Raw genomic sequence first — 17,098 nt, forward strand, 5'->3', positions numbered from 1 at the left:
ACCGCATACTTTTGTCATGCCTTCGGCCGATTTCAGGCTGTCGAGCGAGATCTTGACGCTGAAAAATAATTAATATTCTGATAAATAAATACTTTTTATTATCCCTTGAATGATGGGTTCGCTCAGGCAATTTGGCACTGTGCTGATTTCGGCATGGCCTTTGCCGAAACAGGTCAAGCCGCGAGGGTGGCTTTCGGTCAGTCTTAGGTAATTGGTAACAATTAATTAACCTTGAGAGACTCCGATGATACCTGTATCCCCCTTCATCACATTACGAGCGATCGATTCCCATACCGGCGGTGAACCCACCCGGCTGATTATCGACGGTTTTCCCGACCTGGGCAGTGGCAGCATGGCCGAGCGAAAGGCGCTTTTCGCACAACGCTATGATGACTGGCGCAGCGCCATCATTCTGGAACCCCGGGGCAACGATGTCTTGGTGGGGGCGTTACTGTGCCAGCCCTGCTCACCGCAAGCCGCGGCCGGGGTGATCTTTTTCAATAACGCCGGTTATCTGGGCATGTGCGGCCACGGCACGATTGGGCTAATCACATCCCTGGCTTACCTGGGGCGCATCAGCGCTGGCGAACACTTGATCGAAACCCCGGTCGGCACGGTGAACGCCACGCTACACGCCGATGGCAGCGTAACCATTGAGAATGTCCCCGTCTATCGCTACCGCCAGCAGGTAGCCGTGACCGTTGACGGCTATGGCGAGGTAACCGGCGATATCGCCTGGGGCGGCAACTGGTTCTTTCTCATCAGCGATCATCATTTGGCGATCGACACCCACAATCTGGAAGCACTAACGGCCTTTAGCTGGGCGGTACGGCAGGCGCTCGAAAACGCGGGGATCTACGGTGAAGACGGAGGGATCATCGATCATATTGAGCTTTTCGCCGCCGATGAACGGGCCGATAGCCGCAATTTCGTGTTATGCCCCGGCAAGGCTTACGATCGCTCGCCCTGCGGTACCGGGACCAGCGCCAAACTCGCCTGCCTGGCAGCAGACGGAAAACTGCAGCCAGGTGAAGTATGGCGACAGGCCAGCGTGATCGGCAGTGAATTCAGCGGATATTACCAGCCTAGTGAAGGCAACCGCGTGACGCCGTTCATTCGCGGGGAGGCTTTTATCTGCGCCGATAGCCAACTCTTGCTGGATGAACGTGACGCTTTCGCCTGGGGGATACGTTAATGGCAACCGCCGATGTGATTGTCATTGGCGCGGGCATTATCGGTGCTGCCTGCGCGTGGCAGCTAGCACAACAAGGGTTACGAGTGTTACTGGTTGACGATCGCCGCCCTGGCGCTACCGCTGCGGGCATGGGCCATTTGGTTTGTATGGATGACAACCCAGCAGAGCTGGCACTAAGTGCCTATTCCCTGCATTTGTGGCGCAGCGTGGTGGACCGTATGCCGGATAACTGTGCCTGGCGCGGCTGCGGTACGCTGTGGTTGGCGGAAAAACCGCAAGAAATGGCGATTGCCGAAGTGAAGCAGCAGCGGATGGCAGCACTTGGGGTCAACAGTGAACTCGTGGACTCACAACAAGTCGCACAGCTTGAACCCATGTTGCGGGGCGGATTGGCCGGAGGATTGCGCGTGCCGGGGGATGGCATTATTTATTCCCCTAATGCTGCACGCTGGTTGGTTGAAGACGCGGGGAATGCGGTACGGCGGGTTTACGGTGAAGTGGTCGCCTTGGAGCAACAGACGGTGATACTGGCCAACGGGGAACGGCTTAGTGCACCGGTGATAACGTTAGCCTGTGGATTACACGCCGACAAGCTATTACCGGCCCCTTTACTCAGAGCGAAAAAAGGCCAACTGGCGATCACCGATCGTTACCCGCAACGGGTTCGGCACCAATTGGTTGAGTTGGGCTATGGGGCAAGTGCGCATGCCTCTGATGGGACCTCGGTGGCCTTTAACGTGCAGGCTCGGCCAACCGGTCAGTTGCTGATCGGTTCCTCACGCCAGTTTGATTCGCTCAATCCAGCAATCGATATGCCATTGCTCGCCACCATGCTCAAGCGTGCCGCTGAGTTCCTGCCCACATTGGCAACCATGAACCTCATCCGCTGCTGGGCGGGGTTTCGGGCAGCATCGGCGGACGGGTTACCTCTGCTGGGTCCCCACCCGACTTATCCATGGTTGTGGTTGGCCCTCGGCCATGAAGGGCTGGGCGTCACCACGGCAATGGGCAGCGCCGCATTGATCGCCACACAAATCCAACAGCAGCGCACAGCAATTGATGACACCCCTTATCAAGCCGCACGTATGTTCTCCACAGCCGAGGCCAACCAATGAAACTGATTGCCTTAACCATTGCCGGGCAGCCTCATCAGGTACAGGAAGGTATCACCGTGGCCGCCGCACTCAGCTTAAGCGGAGACGATCATTGCCGGATCTCCGTCAGCCAGCAACCACGAGCGCCGTTTTGTGGCATGGGCGTGTGCCAGGAATGCCGAGTCATCATCAATGGCATACAGCAGTTGGCGTGCCAAACCTTGTGCCAACCCGAGATGAGTATCGAAAGGAGCGGGCAGAAATGAATAACCTGCAATGCGAAGTATTGATCATTGGGGCTGGCCCTGCCGGATTGGCAGCAGCACTGGCCGCAGGCGAAAGCCGTCAACGCATAGTCATGCTTGATGATAACCCTCGGCCTGGTGGGCAAATCTGGCGTGATGGGCCAGCGGTCACCTTACCCGCGATCGCCCTACGCTATCGGCAAGCCGTTGACGCGTTGGATAACTTCACCCTGCTCAGTGCGACTAAAGTCGTGGCACAAAGCGGGCCGCAGCAACTCCTGTATGAAAATGCCCAGGGTTGCGGGACGATCGACTATCAACGCTTAATCTTATGTTGCGGCGCGCGCGAGCTGTTACTGCCCTTCCCTGGCTGGACGCTACCGGGCGTGACAGGAGCTGGCGGCTTACAGGCGCAGATCAAAAATGGCTTATCGCTGCAAGGCGAGCGGATTATCATTGCAGGCACCGGACCGTTGCTACTGGCGGTTGCCGATAGCGTCACCAAAGCGGGTGGCAAGGTCATACTGCTGGCCGAACAAGCCCCGATGAAACGCCTGGCGAGATTCGCCAGTGGGTTGTGGCATTGGCCAGCGAAAGTACGGCAGTCATTACGCTTAATTAACCGCCGCTATCGTCCCAATAGCTATGTAGTGGAAGCGCTAGGCGAGCAGCGGCTGACTGCAGTTCGCGTCCAACAAGGGGATCAGGTTCGTACGATCGCCTGCGATCGACTTGCCTGTGGATTCGGGCTGGTGGCAAATATCGAATTAGCCATGCTATTGGGGTGCAGAATAGAGAATGCGGCCATTGCCGTTGATGCTTTACAACAAACTAGCGTGGCCAACCTGTATGCGGCGGGTGAATGTACCGGTGTGGGGGGAAGTGAACTGGCCTTGGCGGAAGGCGCGATTGCAGGGTATGCCGCCAGCGGTAACATCGTGCGAGCTAAGGCATTGCTGGCAAAACGTAGCGTATGGCAGCGTTTTGCCGCCGCAGTCAGCCAGACCTTTGTGCTAAACCCAACGCTGAAAACCCTCGGCGCTGCCGACACCTTTCTGTGCCGCTGTGAGGATGTAACGCTGGGGGAGATTGACGCCGCAACGGGCTGGACAGCCGCCAAACTGCATAGCCGCTGCGGTATGGGGGCCTGCCAGGGGAAAATCTGCGCCACGGCGGCTCGACACCTGTTTGACTGGCCCATACCGCAGCCAAGAGTGCCTTTGACCCCGGCACGGCTTGAGACACTGGCTTTACTGGCCCCTCACCCCAACCCTCTCCCACAGGGAGAGGGAGCTGGTAAGGTGTCGTTTTCTGGTGTAGAGGTGATCTGCGATAGAGTTGATACAGAAGAGGAGTGTACTAAATAAATTGTGGCATTTTCGGTCCCCACCAAAGATTTCGTTACTCGCAAAATCCCATTTTGTGCTCCGGGCGTTGTATCAGCCTGGAGCACAGCTCTTTGCATCAAAAATGCAGACTTCAGAAACGCGGCCTGTTATTTATAGCCAGCTTGTGTTTCTCCAACCCTGTTTTGCCATGCAGGCAGTAAATGCGGCTTTCCGGCTATTTATATTAACGTCCAAGGGGTAGCTTTCAACGCCTAGTTTATTTTCATATTTATAACCACTGCTGTTACATCCATCGTCATCTTTATTGCATTTCAATGAAACCTGCTTTTCAACGCTTCTGGTAGCAACCTCATTTTTAACCGGGTACTGAGCTAATGACTCAGTATCGCAAAGGCTATTCGCCTCTTGCAGGGACAGTGTTGGCGTACCTAACGGTTCCCATGTGGCAGCACAGCCGGACAGAATAATGGCGGGAAAAACAGCAAATAGGCGTTTGTTCATAAAAGTTTCTTTAGTTAAATTGAAGGAGCTATTTTGTTAGCAGAGGACGCTTGTAAACATAACTTACTGAGATCGAGACCTTTATCGGACAGGTTAGTCACGGCAACGGTGAAATCCTTGGTATAGAAGACATCATAGTGTAACGGATTTAAACGGCAGATTAACGGCCGTACTCCAACTCCTTGAGAGGGATCGATGCAGCAGGTCACGACAATAGGCCGGCGTCCGATCAATCTGCCCTACCGGTATTGACTAAAATTCTAATAATAAGAGAATGATAGGATTGTGTTGGGGATATCCCCAGTGAGTAATCAATAGAAGCCGGAGCGAATCATCGCCTGTTCTCATCGCTTTACCAAAGTTAAACAACTGGGCGTACTTCTCGCCGGTGTGCTTTTACTAGCCAGTTGCACCAACGAGCCTGCGAAATCCTTAGTCACTCCGTTGCCTTCGGTGGCAAAACAGCCACACCCGGATAAATCACGGCAAAGCCAGGAACCGGTGCGCGGCGTTTGGCTGGCAACCGTTTCCCGCCTCGATTGGCCACCAGTGACATCGCTCAACGCCAGCAGCCCAGCCATCCGCATTCAACAACAGCAGGAAGCATTGCAAGGCAAGCTGGATAAACTGAAGACGCTGGGTATCAACACCGTTTTTTTCCAGGTTAAGCCTGATGGCACCGCCCTCTGGGCATCAAAAATTTTGCCATGGTCAGATGTGCTGACGGGGAATATTGGCGACAACCCAGGCTATGATCCGCTGCAGTTTATGCTGGATGAAGCGCACAAGCGCGGTATGAAAGTTCATGCCTGGTTTAACCCCTACCGGGTATCCGTTAACACCAAACCAGTAACCATTGATAAACTGAACCGCACATTGTCGCAGCAACCAGCCAGCGTCTATGTGCTGCACCCTGACTGGATCCGCACCGCAGGCGATAGATTTGTGCTCGATCCTGGTATCCCGGAGGTGCGGGACTGGATCACCAGCATCGTGGCGGAGGTGGTTGCCAACTATGATATTGACGGTGTGCAGTTTGATGATTACTTCTATGCTGAGTCCCCTGGATCCGTGCTTAACGACAACCAGACCTTCAAAAAGTATGGTCAACATTTTGGCTCCAAAGCGGACTGGCGGCGAGACAATACTAAACAATTGGTTGGGCAAGTTTCTCGTACTATCAAGAAGTTGAAACCCGACGTTGAATTTGGTGTCAGCCCTTCTGGCGTATGGCGTAACCACTCGCACGATGTGGCAGGTTCCAATACGCGAGGTGCAGCGGCATATGATGAATCTTATGCCGACACCCGTAGCTGGGTACAGCTTGGGTTGCTGGATTACATTGCCCCACAGCTGTATTGGCCCTTCGCGCGTGACGCGGCCCGTTATGATGTGCTCGCCAAATGGTGGGCTAATGTCGTGGCTTCCACCAATACGCGTCTTTATATCGGTGTTGCACTGTATAAAGTTGGGATCCCGTCAAAGAACGAACCAGATTGGATGGTCAACGGTGGCGTACTGGAGCTACAAAAGCAGCTGGATTTGAACGAGTCCGTATCGCAAATTAAAGGTACGATCCTGTTCAGAGAGGACTATCTTAATCAACCACAGACCCAGCAGGCCGTCAATTACCTGAAAAGCCGCTGGGGTAGTTGAGAGATTTAGGGGGCAATATGCCCCCTGAGCCAATTACTTCTGTAACGCTTCAAGAATGCGGTAAGCCGCCTCAACCCGCACAGGGTTAGGATAATTTTTGTTAGCCAGCATCACGATGCCGAGATCCTGTTGAGGAATGAAAGCCGCGTAGCTGCCAAACCCACCGGTCGAGCCGGTTTTATGTACCCAAGAGGCGCTCGATGGTGGCGCTGGCGGAGTGATTTTTGTGACGCTCAACGCTGCCAGTGCGTTTTTATTATCGCTACCCTCGACCACGGTTTTCTCTTTAACCGGCCAGTTCAGCATTTCCCAACCCAGGCCTTGATACATATCACCGGCATGCCAGTAGCGCGACTGGGCAAGCGTAATCCCCTTCTGCAGCGAGGCATCCTTCACGTTGGCAGGCGCCATGTTGGCCTGCACCCAGCTTGCCATATCCTCTATCGATGACTTCACGCCATAGGCTTCGGCATCAAACATGCCCGGAGAAACGCGAACCGCCTTCCCATCGCGATAGCCCCAGGCGTAGTGCTTATCTTCCTGCTGTGGCACGTTTATCCAGGTTTGCGATAACTTCAACGGTTGGAATACGCGTTTGGACATCGCCTGTTCAAAACTCATGCCTGACGGTTTGACCATCAGTGCGCCAAACAGACCAATACTGGCGTTCGAGTAAAGGCGCTTGGTGCCCGGAGCCCACTGCGGTTGCCAGGTTTGATAGTAATTCTGCAGCGATGCTTCATCGGTAACATTGTCCGGTATCTGCAGCGGTAAGCCACCGGCAGTATAGGTGGCCAGGTGCAGCAAAGTGATCCCTTGCCATTGCTTGCCCGACAGCGCTGGCCAGTACTTGCTCGCCGGATCGCCAAGGTTGATTTCACCGCGAGCAATGGCATCACCGCCCAGCACTCCTGTGAACGTTTTACTGACCGAACCGAGCTCGAATAAGGTCTGCTGCGTGACGGGTTGCTTGCCGGCAACGTCTGCCAATCCCCAGGTGAAGTAGTAAGGTTGGCCCTGATAAATCACCGCCACCGCCATGCCGGGAATGCCCTGCTCTTTGATCAATGGCGCAACGGTGCGATTCACAATGTCGGCTATTTGTTTTTCCGTTTGCGGTGCGGCAAACACTGAACATGAGGTGGCGAGCAACAGCACACAGGATAGGGATTTCTTCAACATTGCTATTTTCCATCATTGAGGGCTAAAGGTTCTATCAGACGCGCTTAGTTTGTAGAACTTGATGATCGGCGGCAAACGGTAAAATTTAGCATCTGTTGAAAGTTTTTCTATTGGCTTGGATGATGACCATTGGCGTTAAATCAATCGTTAAATTCCTCCTGTAACACCACGGCCAGTGCCGACGGATTTTCCCAGGACATAGAGTGCCCTGCTTGTGGCACCGTTGCTACCGATATGCCCTGATGGCTGACATACTCAAAATCACTGTCCGGTAAGGATTGTTCGCCAAAAATCAGTGCGCGTGAACAGGACAGATTGAGGAAGGTCTCCATCCATGACGGTGAAGCTCCATCAATCAGGCTTTTGGCTCCCCGCCACATTGCCCAGGGGGCCGCATTTTGGGCCGAACCTTTCCAGGGGGATGTGTGGTCTGCCAGCATTTCGTCGTACACTTGCGAGATAAATTCAGCTTCTGGTCTCTCCACCAGTAGGCGGCTGTATACGCCGCCACCGGCATGAAAGTTAGGTTCCGAAACCACCAGTTTACCTATCCGTTTACCCAATTGTTCTGCCACTTCAATCGCAATACTGCCCCCCATGCTGTGACCATAGAGATGGCAATGTGACAGCTTCAATGCATTAATCACTTCGATCACAACGTCTGCCTGATGAGCAATGCTGTAATCAAAATCACGAGGTTTATCGCTAAAACCATATCCAGGAAGATCAATCAGTATGGCGCGTCGTCCCCTAAATGCCGGATCTGCCACAATACGTGGATACTCATAAGAGGAAGCGCACCCAAGCCCGTGAATAAACACAATCGGGATACCCTGGCCTGGCAAATCGTGCCAACGCACACTGGCGCCTGCTGTTAACGAAAATAAACTCTGCATGTAGTATTCCTTTGTTAATTTCCGGGGAGTCGAACTGTTCACACATCTCTGTTGTTGCCGTGGCTATCTCAATGAGTGCCAACGTATCACAAAGGCCAACCATTTTAAGGTATTAGCAATTGATGTGCGTCATTTAATAGCGCTATCATCAAGCCTTGTATCTAGCGGATGACGGCAAATGCTCAGAAAAGATGATGTGAAACCACGCGCCTATAAACAGGTGGATGTATTTACCACTTCGCCATTGCAGGGTAATCCCTTGGCGGTGATCCTGGAGGCAGAGGGCTTGAATGAAATGCAGATGCTTTCACTAGCTCGCTGGACCAATCTTTCGGAAACGACGTTTGTTTTCAAACCGACTAATCCGCTAGCCGATTATCAGGTGCGCATTTTTACCCCCGAAAAAGAGTTGCCCTTTGCCGGACATCCGACTTTGGGTACGGCCCATGCATTACTGGAGGCTGGGCTGGTGACCAAACAGCCGGGTGTGGTGATGCAAGAGTGCGGGGTTGGTCTGGTTGCGGTCAATATCTCACCTGAAGGAACGCTGGCGTTTGCCGCACCTGCGGTAACGCTTCGAACGCTTACTGCTGAGGAAAGAGAACAGCTAATGGCCGCCTTTCAGCCTGCGGTTATTGAAGCCGATACGATGCCGGTGATTGCCGACATGGGCATTCGCTGGCTTATGGTACGTATGCCAAGCGCTCAATCCTGCCTAACGATGACGCCGAATCAAGCCATGATTAAGAAGCTGCAAACTGATCATGATGTTGATGGTGTGGTGATTTATGGTGCCTATTCATCAGGTGAGCCAGCAGATTATGAAATGCGAGCGTTTCTGGTTGAATGGGACAAGTTGGTTGAGGACCCAGTGACTGGCAGTGCCAATGCGTGCCTGGCCCGTTTGTTGAAGGCCAATAACTTCCCCGACGGTGGCTCGACGGCACAGGAGTATCAGGTTCGACAAGGCACCCAACTACATCGCGATGGCCGGGTTAGCGTTCGTTTTATTGACGATGAGCCTTGGATTGGTGGGCAGAGCTGCACGCTGATTAATGGTCAGTTGCACATTTAGCTGTGGCGATAATTTACGGAGTATCGACATCGTGACCGGGTGCCCTTTCCCGGTCTTAATGATTGATGATGACGAATCACAACAGCTTAAGTAAATGTGTCGCGATCCCCCATCGCAGAGAGACGCATTTATCCCCAACCAGGTCTAAAACAGAGTAGCTCGCGTTCGGTTGAGCATAACGGGGAAAATTGTCGATTCTTCCCTCTTTGAGCAAGGCTAGAACGCCCTGACTGACTTGGCCATGAGATACAATGCATATTGTCTGGTGTGGAGACACCGCTTGTTGGTTGTGCAAGAAATTGATAACTCGCTGAGAAGCCTGCGTCAGCGACTCGCCGCCAGGGGGACAAAACTGCGCATCTCGCGCAAATAGCGACTCTGCTTCACTGGGATAGTCAGATTGTATTTGCTCCCGTGTCATCCCTTCATAGTGACCGAATGCCTGCTCTTTCAGCCCGGGTTCCGCAACCAACGGGCAGAGAAAACGATCCGCTAGTGCCTGACCCATATGCCAGGCACGACCAAGTGGCGATGCGTAGACACAGTCTGTAGGGTAAGCTGCCTCCGTTAACGCTTCAAGTAACGCTGATGTCTCGAGCACACCTCGTTTAGTCACAGGACTATCCATATGCCCCTGAATAATACCGCGCTGATTCCATTCCGTTTGCGCGTGTCGAACAAGTATCACTTTCATCAAAAATTACCGTTGTTCCATCAGGCTAACGGCCAGATTCGCCAGCCAGCTTAAAATTCGCTATTATCCACATCCACTCTCCATCCGGCAGCCTGATGTCTACGATTTTCGATACTTTTATTGCCCCGCCGTGCCATGACGAGATAGAGATCCTCTATCAGGACGATCACCTGGTGCTTATCAATAAGCCCGCCGGACTGCTCAGCCTTTCGGGGAAGAATCCGCAAAATCTCGATTCGGTACATCATCGGCTGGTAAAGATATTCCCCGGCTGCACCCTCGCCCATCGCCTTGATTTCGGTACTTCCGGGCTGATGGTGGTTGCACGCAATAAGGCTATCAACGCCGCCCTCTGCCAGCAGTTCAGCCAGCGCACCGTGACCAAAGTTTACAGTGCACTGCTCTGCGGACACCTGAACGACAACAACGGTGTGATAGACGCTGCGATTGCCAAGGACCCGGCGCTGTTCCCACTAATGTCGATTTGCTCAATCCACGGCAAACCCGCTCGCTCCCACTATCGTGTTGTTGAACGCTTTTATCACGAGTTGGAAGACGGGACTTTATTGCCTTTGACGCGTGTAGAACTAACCCCGGAGACCGGGCGCACCCATCAATTGCGTATTCACTGCCAGCAGTTGGGACACCCTATTTTGGGCTGCGATCTGTATGGCGGTCTCCTGCTGCCAGGCACCGAACGGACACCGCGGCTGATGCTGCATGCCAGTGAGTTGCATTTTGTTCACCCTATTAGTGAAGAGTTGATCAAAGCCAGTAATGCCTGCCCGTTCTGAAAGTGAAAGTATCTATCGTGGTGTTGTGACCTGCACTCCGTTGATTAATTCAACGTAGTGCTTGCAAAGTTCGTTTCCAGCCACTGGGGAAAACCATGTAGGCTAAGAGCGAGGAGCGGAAGTTAGGAATGCATACTTACATCGATGTGTCTTGAATCATGTGGAGCAGATCACCTGACGTTCTTGTTTGTCGGTTAGTGTGATTTATTTCTCCAAATATTCAATACGATAACCTTATGCAAATCTATAAATAGCAATTGGTTTAATTAATGTTTCATTCCAGCTTGTAGAATAGAGGCTAACCAAATACATAAGGATTACTCTTCACATGAAAACATCAATAATTGCTACCACTATTTTAATTGGTGCTTTTTTAAGCGGTTGCGCTGTGCAAAATGATAAAACACAGTTTCAAGGCCTGGGTTTGACATATCAGTCTGATGTCAAAAAACTGGATAATGGGGACTATCTCACTGAGGTAGAAGCAGCTCCTGCTGCAGGTCGTATACAAGGAGCTATTGGCACTGCAACTAAAAAGGCTTCTGATTTTTGTAGGGTACAAAATAAATCCATGAGTGAAGTCAAAACTGATATTGATACACACTTACTTGTTAATGGCGTTGCTCGCCTGACGTTCAAATGCGTTTAAATATTCCCAAGTTTTATTACTTTGCATAAAACTGAGAGAGCTGTTGTGAAATATGCTCTCTCTGTGCATATTCTTATGGTGACTAGGTGGCAATATAGTTATCCCCTAAAAACGGCCCTTTCCCTGTTAGAGACCTTCCGATATTCACCTATTAATACCAATCCCTCCATTCTTCATTAAGGGCTAAGGGAGCGGTTTGCTTGAGCTATGAGTAACGTCCGCTCCTGGCACTGAGTGGACGGTCAGATCTTATACAACCCAAGGCAGAAAGTGTCAGATTAAGTATAAAACGCCCTGTTTCTTCCTAGGATCACAGCGGGTAAACACAGGCTAATCGAGATCCTGGCCAACCATCATTCTGTGACCCTCGGGAGTCCCTAAGGTAAATTCACGCATGCCATGCGGTTTATCAACAGGGGGAGCCAGTATGACCGCCCCCTTGCTTACAAACTCTTCATAAATAGCCTGGGCATCATCGACATACAGATAGGCAAAATAGTTGTGATCGCCCGTATCTGCGGGTGACATAGCATCCGGTGAATGACCTAACATGATACGCACGCATCCCCTGGTGGCTAGTTGCCAGCCCATCCCCTCCGGCCATGCCAAGTCAAATCCCAGGACATCGCTAAAATACGCAGAGCTTGTTTTGAGATCGCGAACTGCAATCACAAATGAACTGGACTGAAAGCTGGCAGCAGGTGTAGTCATCATGTAGTTCCACTTCAAGATTTTGTAGACCAGAGCGTAGCACAGGTTAGAGGATCTGCTTTGCCTGACTAGGCTAGGAATCACCCTCCCCACTCTGGTACATTTGATGCCTTCGCGCGGGGTGCTTTTCTACCAAACAACGGGATTCAGAATGTCAGAGAGTAAGCAAATTCATATAGCTGCGGCCGTCATCACCGATCAGGCTGGCCGGGTCCTTCTGGTCAGAAAACGCAACACGGAGTGGTTTATGCAACCGGGTGGAAAAATTGAATCCGGTGAGCGGCCGGAGGTGGCACTTGCACGTGAATTGAAAGAGGAACTGAATGCCTCCTTCAACCCTGATGAGATGATCCCACTAGGGCGGTTTACGGATCTCGCAGCCAATGAGCCTGGACATATGCTGATTGCTGACATGTTCAGAGTCAGCACTGAAGAGACCCACTTTCTGCCCGCGGCAGAAATCGAAGAAGTGATATGGTTTGAACCTTCTAGCAACCAGCCGGTGCAACTGGCTCCGCTTACCAAAAATCATATTCTTTCTATGCTGGAACGTTAACGGGTCATTGGTAGTATTGATCCCTTCACCATAACAACACATTAGAAAAGGATAATTTCTTGCATTCGATTACCCTGCCATTCTCCACCGAGCGTTTGCGTCTTCGCCGTTTTACCCCTGACGATCTCCTCGCCTATGCGGCTTACCATCGCCTGCCTGAAGTCTACCGCTACTTGTATGCTCCACCGCCAGAGCAGGCACAAATGGAAAACCGGTTGGCAAAGGCCGTAACCTCACGTTTCAGTGAAGATGGTGACACTTTTTATTGTGCCGTCACATTGCAGGATAGCGGCGAACTCATTGGTGAAGTGTTGATCAAACTGGCCAGCAGCGCGGCGCTACAAGGAGAAATCGGTTATATCTTCAACCCGGTTTATGCCGGTAAAGGCTATGCGGCAGAAGCTGTACGTTCTGTGCTGGAACGTGGATTCACCGAAGTGGGTTTCCACCGCATTTTTGCCCGGCTTGATGCAGCCAATCGCGGTTCTATCGGCGTGGTCGAACGCTTGGGTATGCGCAAAGAAGCACATTTACGACAGAACGATCGCTTTGATGGTCAATGGGGCGATGAACTGATTTACGCGCTACTGAAGCAAGAATGGCCACAAAACTAATGTCGAGGGGTTACGGCGGATTTTGCTAATGCCTGGGCCCTTTTATGCGAGGAAACGGTATGTGTTCCACTAAAAAAAGTATGATTATTGTGGGCGCGGGGATTATAGGGGCCTCAATCGCTTATCATTTGGCCAGCCGCGGAATAAAAGTAACCATTATCGATCGAGCGCAACCAGCTTCTGGTGCCACCGGCAGCGCTTTTGGCTGGATCCACACCACTGTGAGTGACGATGCCCCGGATGCACTTCTTCGCCGAGCGTCGGCGGAAGACTGGCACAGGTTAGAAAAAGAAATTCCGGAGCTTTGTATACGTTGGGTTGGTGCGCTAAGTTACGGGGCCGATTCGCCTTGCGAACAAGATGAGTCGAAAATGCTTCAGCAGTCTGATATATCCCGGCTGGAACCAGCGATGAATGCCCCACCTTCACGGGCGCATTATGCCGGTCAGGATGGCGCAATGGATCCGGCAGAGGCCACCCGAACCCTGCTGGATAAGGCCTGCTGTCTTGGCGCGGAGTTGAGAACACAGACGCTCGTCACCGGATTTAGGAAAGAGGGAAATAGAATAATTGGCATCGAAACAGCGGAAGGCATATTAGACGCGGATTGTGTCATTCTGGCCTGCGGGACGGGTATAACTTCGTTGCTGAGCATGATAGGGATTTCGCTCCCGATCGTGGCTTCGCCAGCCATTCTCCTCCGTTACCGCGTGACAAAGCACGTTGTGAATACCCTAATATCCGGCGATGACATTGAAGTTCGCCATGCATTTAACGGGGATCTTCTGGCGGCCGAGGATTATCCGGTTACGGGTGATGCTGAAGCCGTGGCATCTGAAAACCTCACGGCGATAAAAAGCAGGCTACAAGGAACGGCATCGGCCTATCTTCTCAAGCAGTCGGTAGGACAACGTCCTATACCGCAGGACGGACATCCTGTCATGGGGTTTATTGATGATATAACGGGCATTTACGTGGCGGTCATGCACCCGGGCGTAACCTGCGCGGCAACGGTCGGAAGGATGGTGAGTGAAGAACTGACCATCGGTAAAAACCCGGGAATTCCTGACAGCTATCGACCTACTCGTTTAACGACTCATGGCTAAATTCAGATAACATCTGAAACCTTCAGTATTTAAAACGATTAGACATAACATTCTGGTGGGCTGCTCTTTCTATTGTGCTTGGTCCATTAGCGCCAGACGAAGATGATGTTCAATGAAGTCCGCCTTAAAGGCGCTATAGCGATGATTATCGTTTTCACTTGCTAGCAACGCAGCACGTTTTACCTCGGCATACTGTTCTGCTGCTTTCTTGTTTTTTATCAAGTAATCACGGAATGCCAGATGCTTTACGATTTGCGCATCGCCTAAAGCGAAAGCATGGACTTGGTGACTACGTTGATCCCCGCCCTTGGTAAAATACCGGCGATTTGGGATACCATTTTCACCACGCGCAGTATATCCGGCTCGTTCCATTGCAGCTTTTAAGCTATCCAACTCATTCAGACTCACAACCTCCAGCAATATATCTATGACTGGTTTAGCAGCCAAACCCGGTACCGACGTGCTGCCAACGTGGTGAATCCGCGAGATCACCTTCCCAAGTGCTAACTGCAACAGAGAGCTTTCGGTTTCAAATAGGTCAGGCCACTGCTCATCGTAAGCAACAAGAGTCACTTTTCGCATATTCACTCCTTCTTTCAAGAATATTGGAAAGTGATCCTGACCAGCTACTAGGAAAAGTTCTTGAGAAAATAGTTTCTATGATAGTAGGTTTATTTTTTGCAGTATCTAAAAGTAGTGTAATATGTCGGCGGAGAGCCATTTTATTTGGATTTTCTCGCGGAAGTGATTCTTTGTCTAAGGAAGTGTATGCCGATACTGCACCTGCTAGTTTCTGAATTCTATCTTGATTTCCATTACATCAGTTTAGCACACGCTCGATAGGCGATAGGTTTAATGGTGAACTACTTCGGTTCATCCTATCCTTGAAAAGAGAGTATATAAGCTTCTTCTAATTTTTCAATCAGTTAACTTTCTTTTTTACGAGCTAAATCTATAGCATTTTCTGTAGTCATCTTAATCACCCAGATTATAGTTATAAAAAATATGTTAGAGAATTATCCGAAAGATTGATTTTTTCTTTTGAATAATTGCAGTAATCCTTTAACTGTCACATCGAGTTGACTACCCTCATCATATATGGCTGGCACCACATAATTGGCTCTCTCTTCAGCTATCAATTTTTCTACCTTTTCTTGTGTAGCGACACTCTTCCACTTTTTCTGATCGAATACTGCTAAGGAGAAACCACCTTGGTATCTGACCATTTTCATAGATGGAATATCCGTATCACCGTCGCCGAAAAATATCATGTTCTGAAAAGGAATCTCGCGTAATTCTGGCTCTATAAACTTATTTACAGCAGCATTATCCCACGAGTTGTCTATTCCCTTGTTTATCCTGAACAAAAACTGAGTTTTTGTCGTGTAATTTATTGCTTGCGCTGCCCATGTCGCTTTTTTGCCGTCGGGAGAGTAATGATATTTGCAAGCGTAAATTTTACGAAATTTATCTCCAATAACTGTTCCTCTAATCATTGCATCCAACCCGCTGGAGATTATATAATGATTAAGTTCCAATCCATGTTTTTTTGCATAATTATTAATTCTGTCGAACCAGGTGTCCACTCCAGAGAATAAAGGTATGGCCCCTCCATGTTTGATTAAGTTACTTTCGCTCAATTCATCAGAATTGAGTGCGTTTGTTTTTTCGGCAAGCAACCCTAGGTAAGATAGAATTTCATCACCATCATCACTCTTTGCGCGTTGTTTAACTTCGTCCCAGAAGTCAGTCATGTTAATACCTAGTGCAGGCATAAGCCCATGTTGCGCACAATCACCTTCAGCTAGGGTTCCATCAAAATCATAAATTAAAGCACACTTCATTTACTGTCCTTAAATAAATATCAATGTAGAATTAATATCTGAATTTATTGGTGGTAATTACTTAAAATCAGAAGTTAACTTGTTTTAGTGTTAGCCATTAGCTAAGAAAATTTTGCACCGTCAGTAATGAGTTGTCGATATTAGCAATCCGCTCGTAACCTTCCATCGTAGCAACAAACACATTATATGAATCTGTCCCAGTATTAAGATTGGCGATCTCAAAACCCTGCTCATTTAGCGCCTGCTGAACTCTCTCAAAGATCTCATCAAGATAACGATCTCCCTCTTCACAGGCTTTCTCTATTTCATCATATTGTGTCGAGTGTAAAAGCTGAGCTTCCAACGCTGCCGCTAAATCCTCATTCTTTGTTAACGATCTAACTCGCTTAGCTGCAAACCGTGCTAGTTGGCCTTCTTCGTCTTCACACTTCCAATCGACATATGCAATGAGGTCTTCTCCCGAGAGAACACGGAGAAAAATTTCCATCAGGTTGCCATTTCTCAGTTCGCCGCCCTCATCCTCGATGATTTCAAAAATGCCGTATGTATCAATCTCTTCATTTTCAAAACTAGCAGGATCCTCGCTGATTTTGGCTAACAAGTCAGGCCACAAAGAATATTTGTCTTTAAGTATGACCACTGCCAGTTCATTAAGGAACTCAGCCTCTTCCTCATCCCACACGACGTTATACTCTATATCTTCGTCCATAAATGCCTTCTCCATTGGTGTTAAAAATTCGGGTGTTTTTACTGAACTCATGGCCTGTTTTTTGCTCTGGCACTGGTCGAAAAGGTCATACATTAGCCACAACCGTAACGCATATCTCTTAATCGCACACGCTACCGCCCTCAGATCACAGCACCCTGCATGCGGCTTCCAATCCAGCAATGTTACTAATGAGTCAAGATTGCCATTAATGCATGGAAAATCAAGCGT

General features: G+C 50.2%; 20 protein-coding genes. 11 read left to right on the top strand and 9 right to left on the bottom strand.

The features are described from left to right. The first annotated feature begins 244 nt into the window (after positions 1-244). From D9980_RS06895 to D9980_RS06910, 4 genes are read left to right on the top strand one after another with little or no spacing between them, the layout of a single operon-like run. Complete coding sequence (locus D9980_RS06895; RefSeq protein WP_121606824.1) at positions 245-1,195, top strand: 4-hydroxyproline epimerase; 951 nt, start codon at positions 245-247, stop codon at positions 1,193-1,195. After that, a complete protein-coding gene (locus D9980_RS06900) occupies positions 1,195-2,310 on the top strand; it encodes an FAD-binding oxidoreductase (RefSeq protein WP_121606825.1) in 1,116 nt (371 codons plus the stop codon). The genes D9980_RS06895 and D9980_RS06900 overlap by 1 nt, the downstream gene beginning before the upstream one ends. Beyond that, entirely contained in the window at positions 2,307-2,555 is a 249-nt protein-coding gene (locus D9980_RS06905; protein WP_121606826.1) for a (2Fe-2S)-binding protein, read from the top strand. Before D9980_RS06900 ends, D9980_RS06905 begins: the two co-directional genes overlap by 4 nt. Further along, positions 2,552-3,901, top strand: coding sequence for an FAD/NAD(P)-binding oxidoreductase (locus D9980_RS06910; protein WP_121606827.1), 1,350 nt, complete (start codon positions 2,552-2,554; stop codon positions 3,899-3,901). The genes D9980_RS06905 and D9980_RS06910 overlap by 4 nt, the downstream gene beginning before the upstream one ends. Before the next feature lie 132 nt (positions 3,902-4,033). Here the strand turns inward: D9980_RS06910 and D9980_RS06915 are convergent, their stop codons facing one another. Next, a complete protein-coding gene (locus D9980_RS06915; protein WP_121606828.1) occupies positions 4,034-4,384 on the bottom strand; it encodes a hypothetical protein in 351 nt (116 codons plus the stop codon). Between the two features lie 14 nt (positions 4,385-4,398). After that, entirely contained in the window at positions 4,399-4,593 is a 195-nt protein-coding gene (locus D9980_RS27250; protein WP_261144930.1) for a DUF4354 family protein, read from the bottom strand. 121 nt (positions 4,594-4,714) lie between these two features. Between D9980_RS27250 and D9980_RS06925 the strand changes: the two genes are divergently transcribed. Beyond that, positions 4,715-6,040 (top strand): glycoside hydrolase family 10 protein, encoded by a 1,326-nt coding sequence (locus tag D9980_RS06925; protein ID WP_370454330.1) that lies wholly within the window; start codon positions 4,715-4,717, stop codon positions 6,038-6,040. Between the two features lie 33 nt (positions 6,041-6,073). Here the strand turns inward: D9980_RS06925 and blaSFDC are convergent, their stop codons facing one another. Further along, entirely contained in the window at positions 6,074-7,222 is a 1,149-nt protein-coding gene (gene blaSFDC, locus D9980_RS06930) for an SFDC family class C beta-lactamase (RefSeq protein ID WP_121606831.1), read from the bottom strand. 140 nt (positions 7,223-7,362) lie between these two features. After that, positions 7,363-8,118, bottom strand: coding sequence for an alpha/beta fold hydrolase (locus tag D9980_RS06935; RefSeq protein WP_121606832.1), 756 nt, complete (start codon positions 8,116-8,118; stop codon positions 7,363-7,365). 178 nt (positions 8,119-8,296) lie between these two features. Between D9980_RS06935 and D9980_RS06940 the strand changes: the two genes are divergently transcribed. Continuing rightward, positions 8,297-9,193: a PhzF family phenazine biosynthesis protein gene (locus tag D9980_RS06940; RefSeq protein WP_121606833.1), complete on the top strand. Its 897-nt coding sequence runs from the start codon at positions 8,297-8,299 to the stop codon at positions 9,191-9,193. A 76-nt stretch (positions 9,194-9,269) separates the two neighbouring features. Here the strand turns inward: D9980_RS06940 and D9980_RS06945 are convergent, their stop codons facing one another. Next, positions 9,270-9,887, bottom strand: a complete 618-nt coding sequence (locus D9980_RS06945; RefSeq protein WP_121606834.1) for a histidine phosphatase family protein — start codon at positions 9,885-9,887, stop codon at positions 9,270-9,272. Between the two features lie 95 nt (positions 9,888-9,982). Here D9980_RS06945 and D9980_RS06950 point away from each other — a divergent pair, with 95 nt between their 5' ends. Together D9980_RS06950 and D9980_RS06955 are read left to right on the top strand one after the other, a co-directional pair. After that, complete coding sequence (locus tag D9980_RS06950; protein ID WP_121606835.1) at positions 9,983-10,681, top strand: RluA family pseudouridine synthase; 699 nt, start codon at positions 9,983-9,985, stop codon at positions 10,679-10,681. 328 nt (positions 10,682-11,009) lie between these two features. Beyond that, entirely contained in the window at positions 11,010-11,330 is a 321-nt protein-coding gene (locus D9980_RS06955) for a hypothetical protein (protein ID WP_071683541.1), read from the top strand. Positions 11,331-11,660: 330 nt separating this feature from the next. Here D9980_RS06955 and D9980_RS06960 read toward each other — a convergent pair whose 3' ends face one another. Further along, positions 11,661-12,044, bottom strand: a complete 384-nt coding sequence (locus tag D9980_RS06960) for a VOC family protein (protein WP_121606836.1) — start codon at positions 12,042-12,044, stop codon at positions 11,661-11,663. Between the two features lie 148 nt (positions 12,045-12,192). Between D9980_RS06960 and D9980_RS06965 the strand changes: the two genes are divergently transcribed. From D9980_RS06965 to D9980_RS06975, 3 genes are read left to right on the top strand one after another with little or no spacing between them, the layout of a single operon-like run. After that, the gene (locus D9980_RS06965) at positions 12,193-12,597 is read left to right on the top strand and encodes an NUDIX domain-containing protein (protein WP_121606837.1); all 405 of its coding nucleotides are present in this window, start codon (positions 12,193-12,195) and stop codon (positions 12,595-12,597) included. Positions 12,598-12,656: 59 nt separating this feature from the next. Then, positions 12,657-13,211, top strand: a complete 555-nt coding sequence (locus D9980_RS06970; RefSeq protein ID WP_121606838.1) for a GNAT family N-acetyltransferase — start codon at positions 12,657-12,659, stop codon at positions 13,209-13,211. A 59-nt stretch (positions 13,212-13,270) separates the two neighbouring features. Continuing rightward, the gene (locus D9980_RS06975) at positions 13,271-14,317 is read left to right on the top strand and encodes an FAD-binding oxidoreductase (RefSeq protein WP_121606839.1); all 1,047 of its coding nucleotides are present in this window, start codon (positions 13,271-13,273) and stop codon (positions 14,315-14,317) included. Between the two features lie 69 nt (positions 14,318-14,386). Here D9980_RS06975 and D9980_RS06980 read toward each other — a convergent pair whose 3' ends face one another. The 3 genes from D9980_RS06980 to D9980_RS06990 form a co-directional block, all read right to left on the bottom strand. Next, positions 14,387-14,899, bottom strand: a complete 513-nt coding sequence (locus D9980_RS06980) for a GrpB family protein (protein WP_121606840.1) — start codon at positions 14,897-14,899, stop codon at positions 14,387-14,389. A gap of 434 nt (positions 14,900-15,333) precedes the next feature. Then, a complete protein-coding gene (locus D9980_RS06985; RefSeq protein WP_121606841.1) occupies positions 15,334-16,161 on the bottom strand; it encodes a haloacid dehalogenase-like hydrolase in 828 nt (275 codons plus the stop codon). Between the two features lie 97 nt (positions 16,162-16,258). Beyond that, positions 16,259-16,963 carry a cytoplasmic protein gene (locus D9980_RS06990; RefSeq protein WP_121606842.1) on the bottom strand — a complete coding sequence of 235 codons (705 nt, stop codon included), beginning with the start codon at positions 16,961-16,963 and terminating at the stop codon, positions 16,259-16,261. Positions 16,964-17,098 lie beyond the last annotated feature (135 nt).

Origin of the sequence: Serratia sp. 3ACOL1 (assembly GCF_003668775.1) — a bacterium.
In the GTDB taxonomy this organism is placed as follows: domain Bacteria; phylum Pseudomonadota; class Gammaproteobacteria; order Enterobacterales; family Enterobacteriaceae; genus Chania; species Chania fonticola.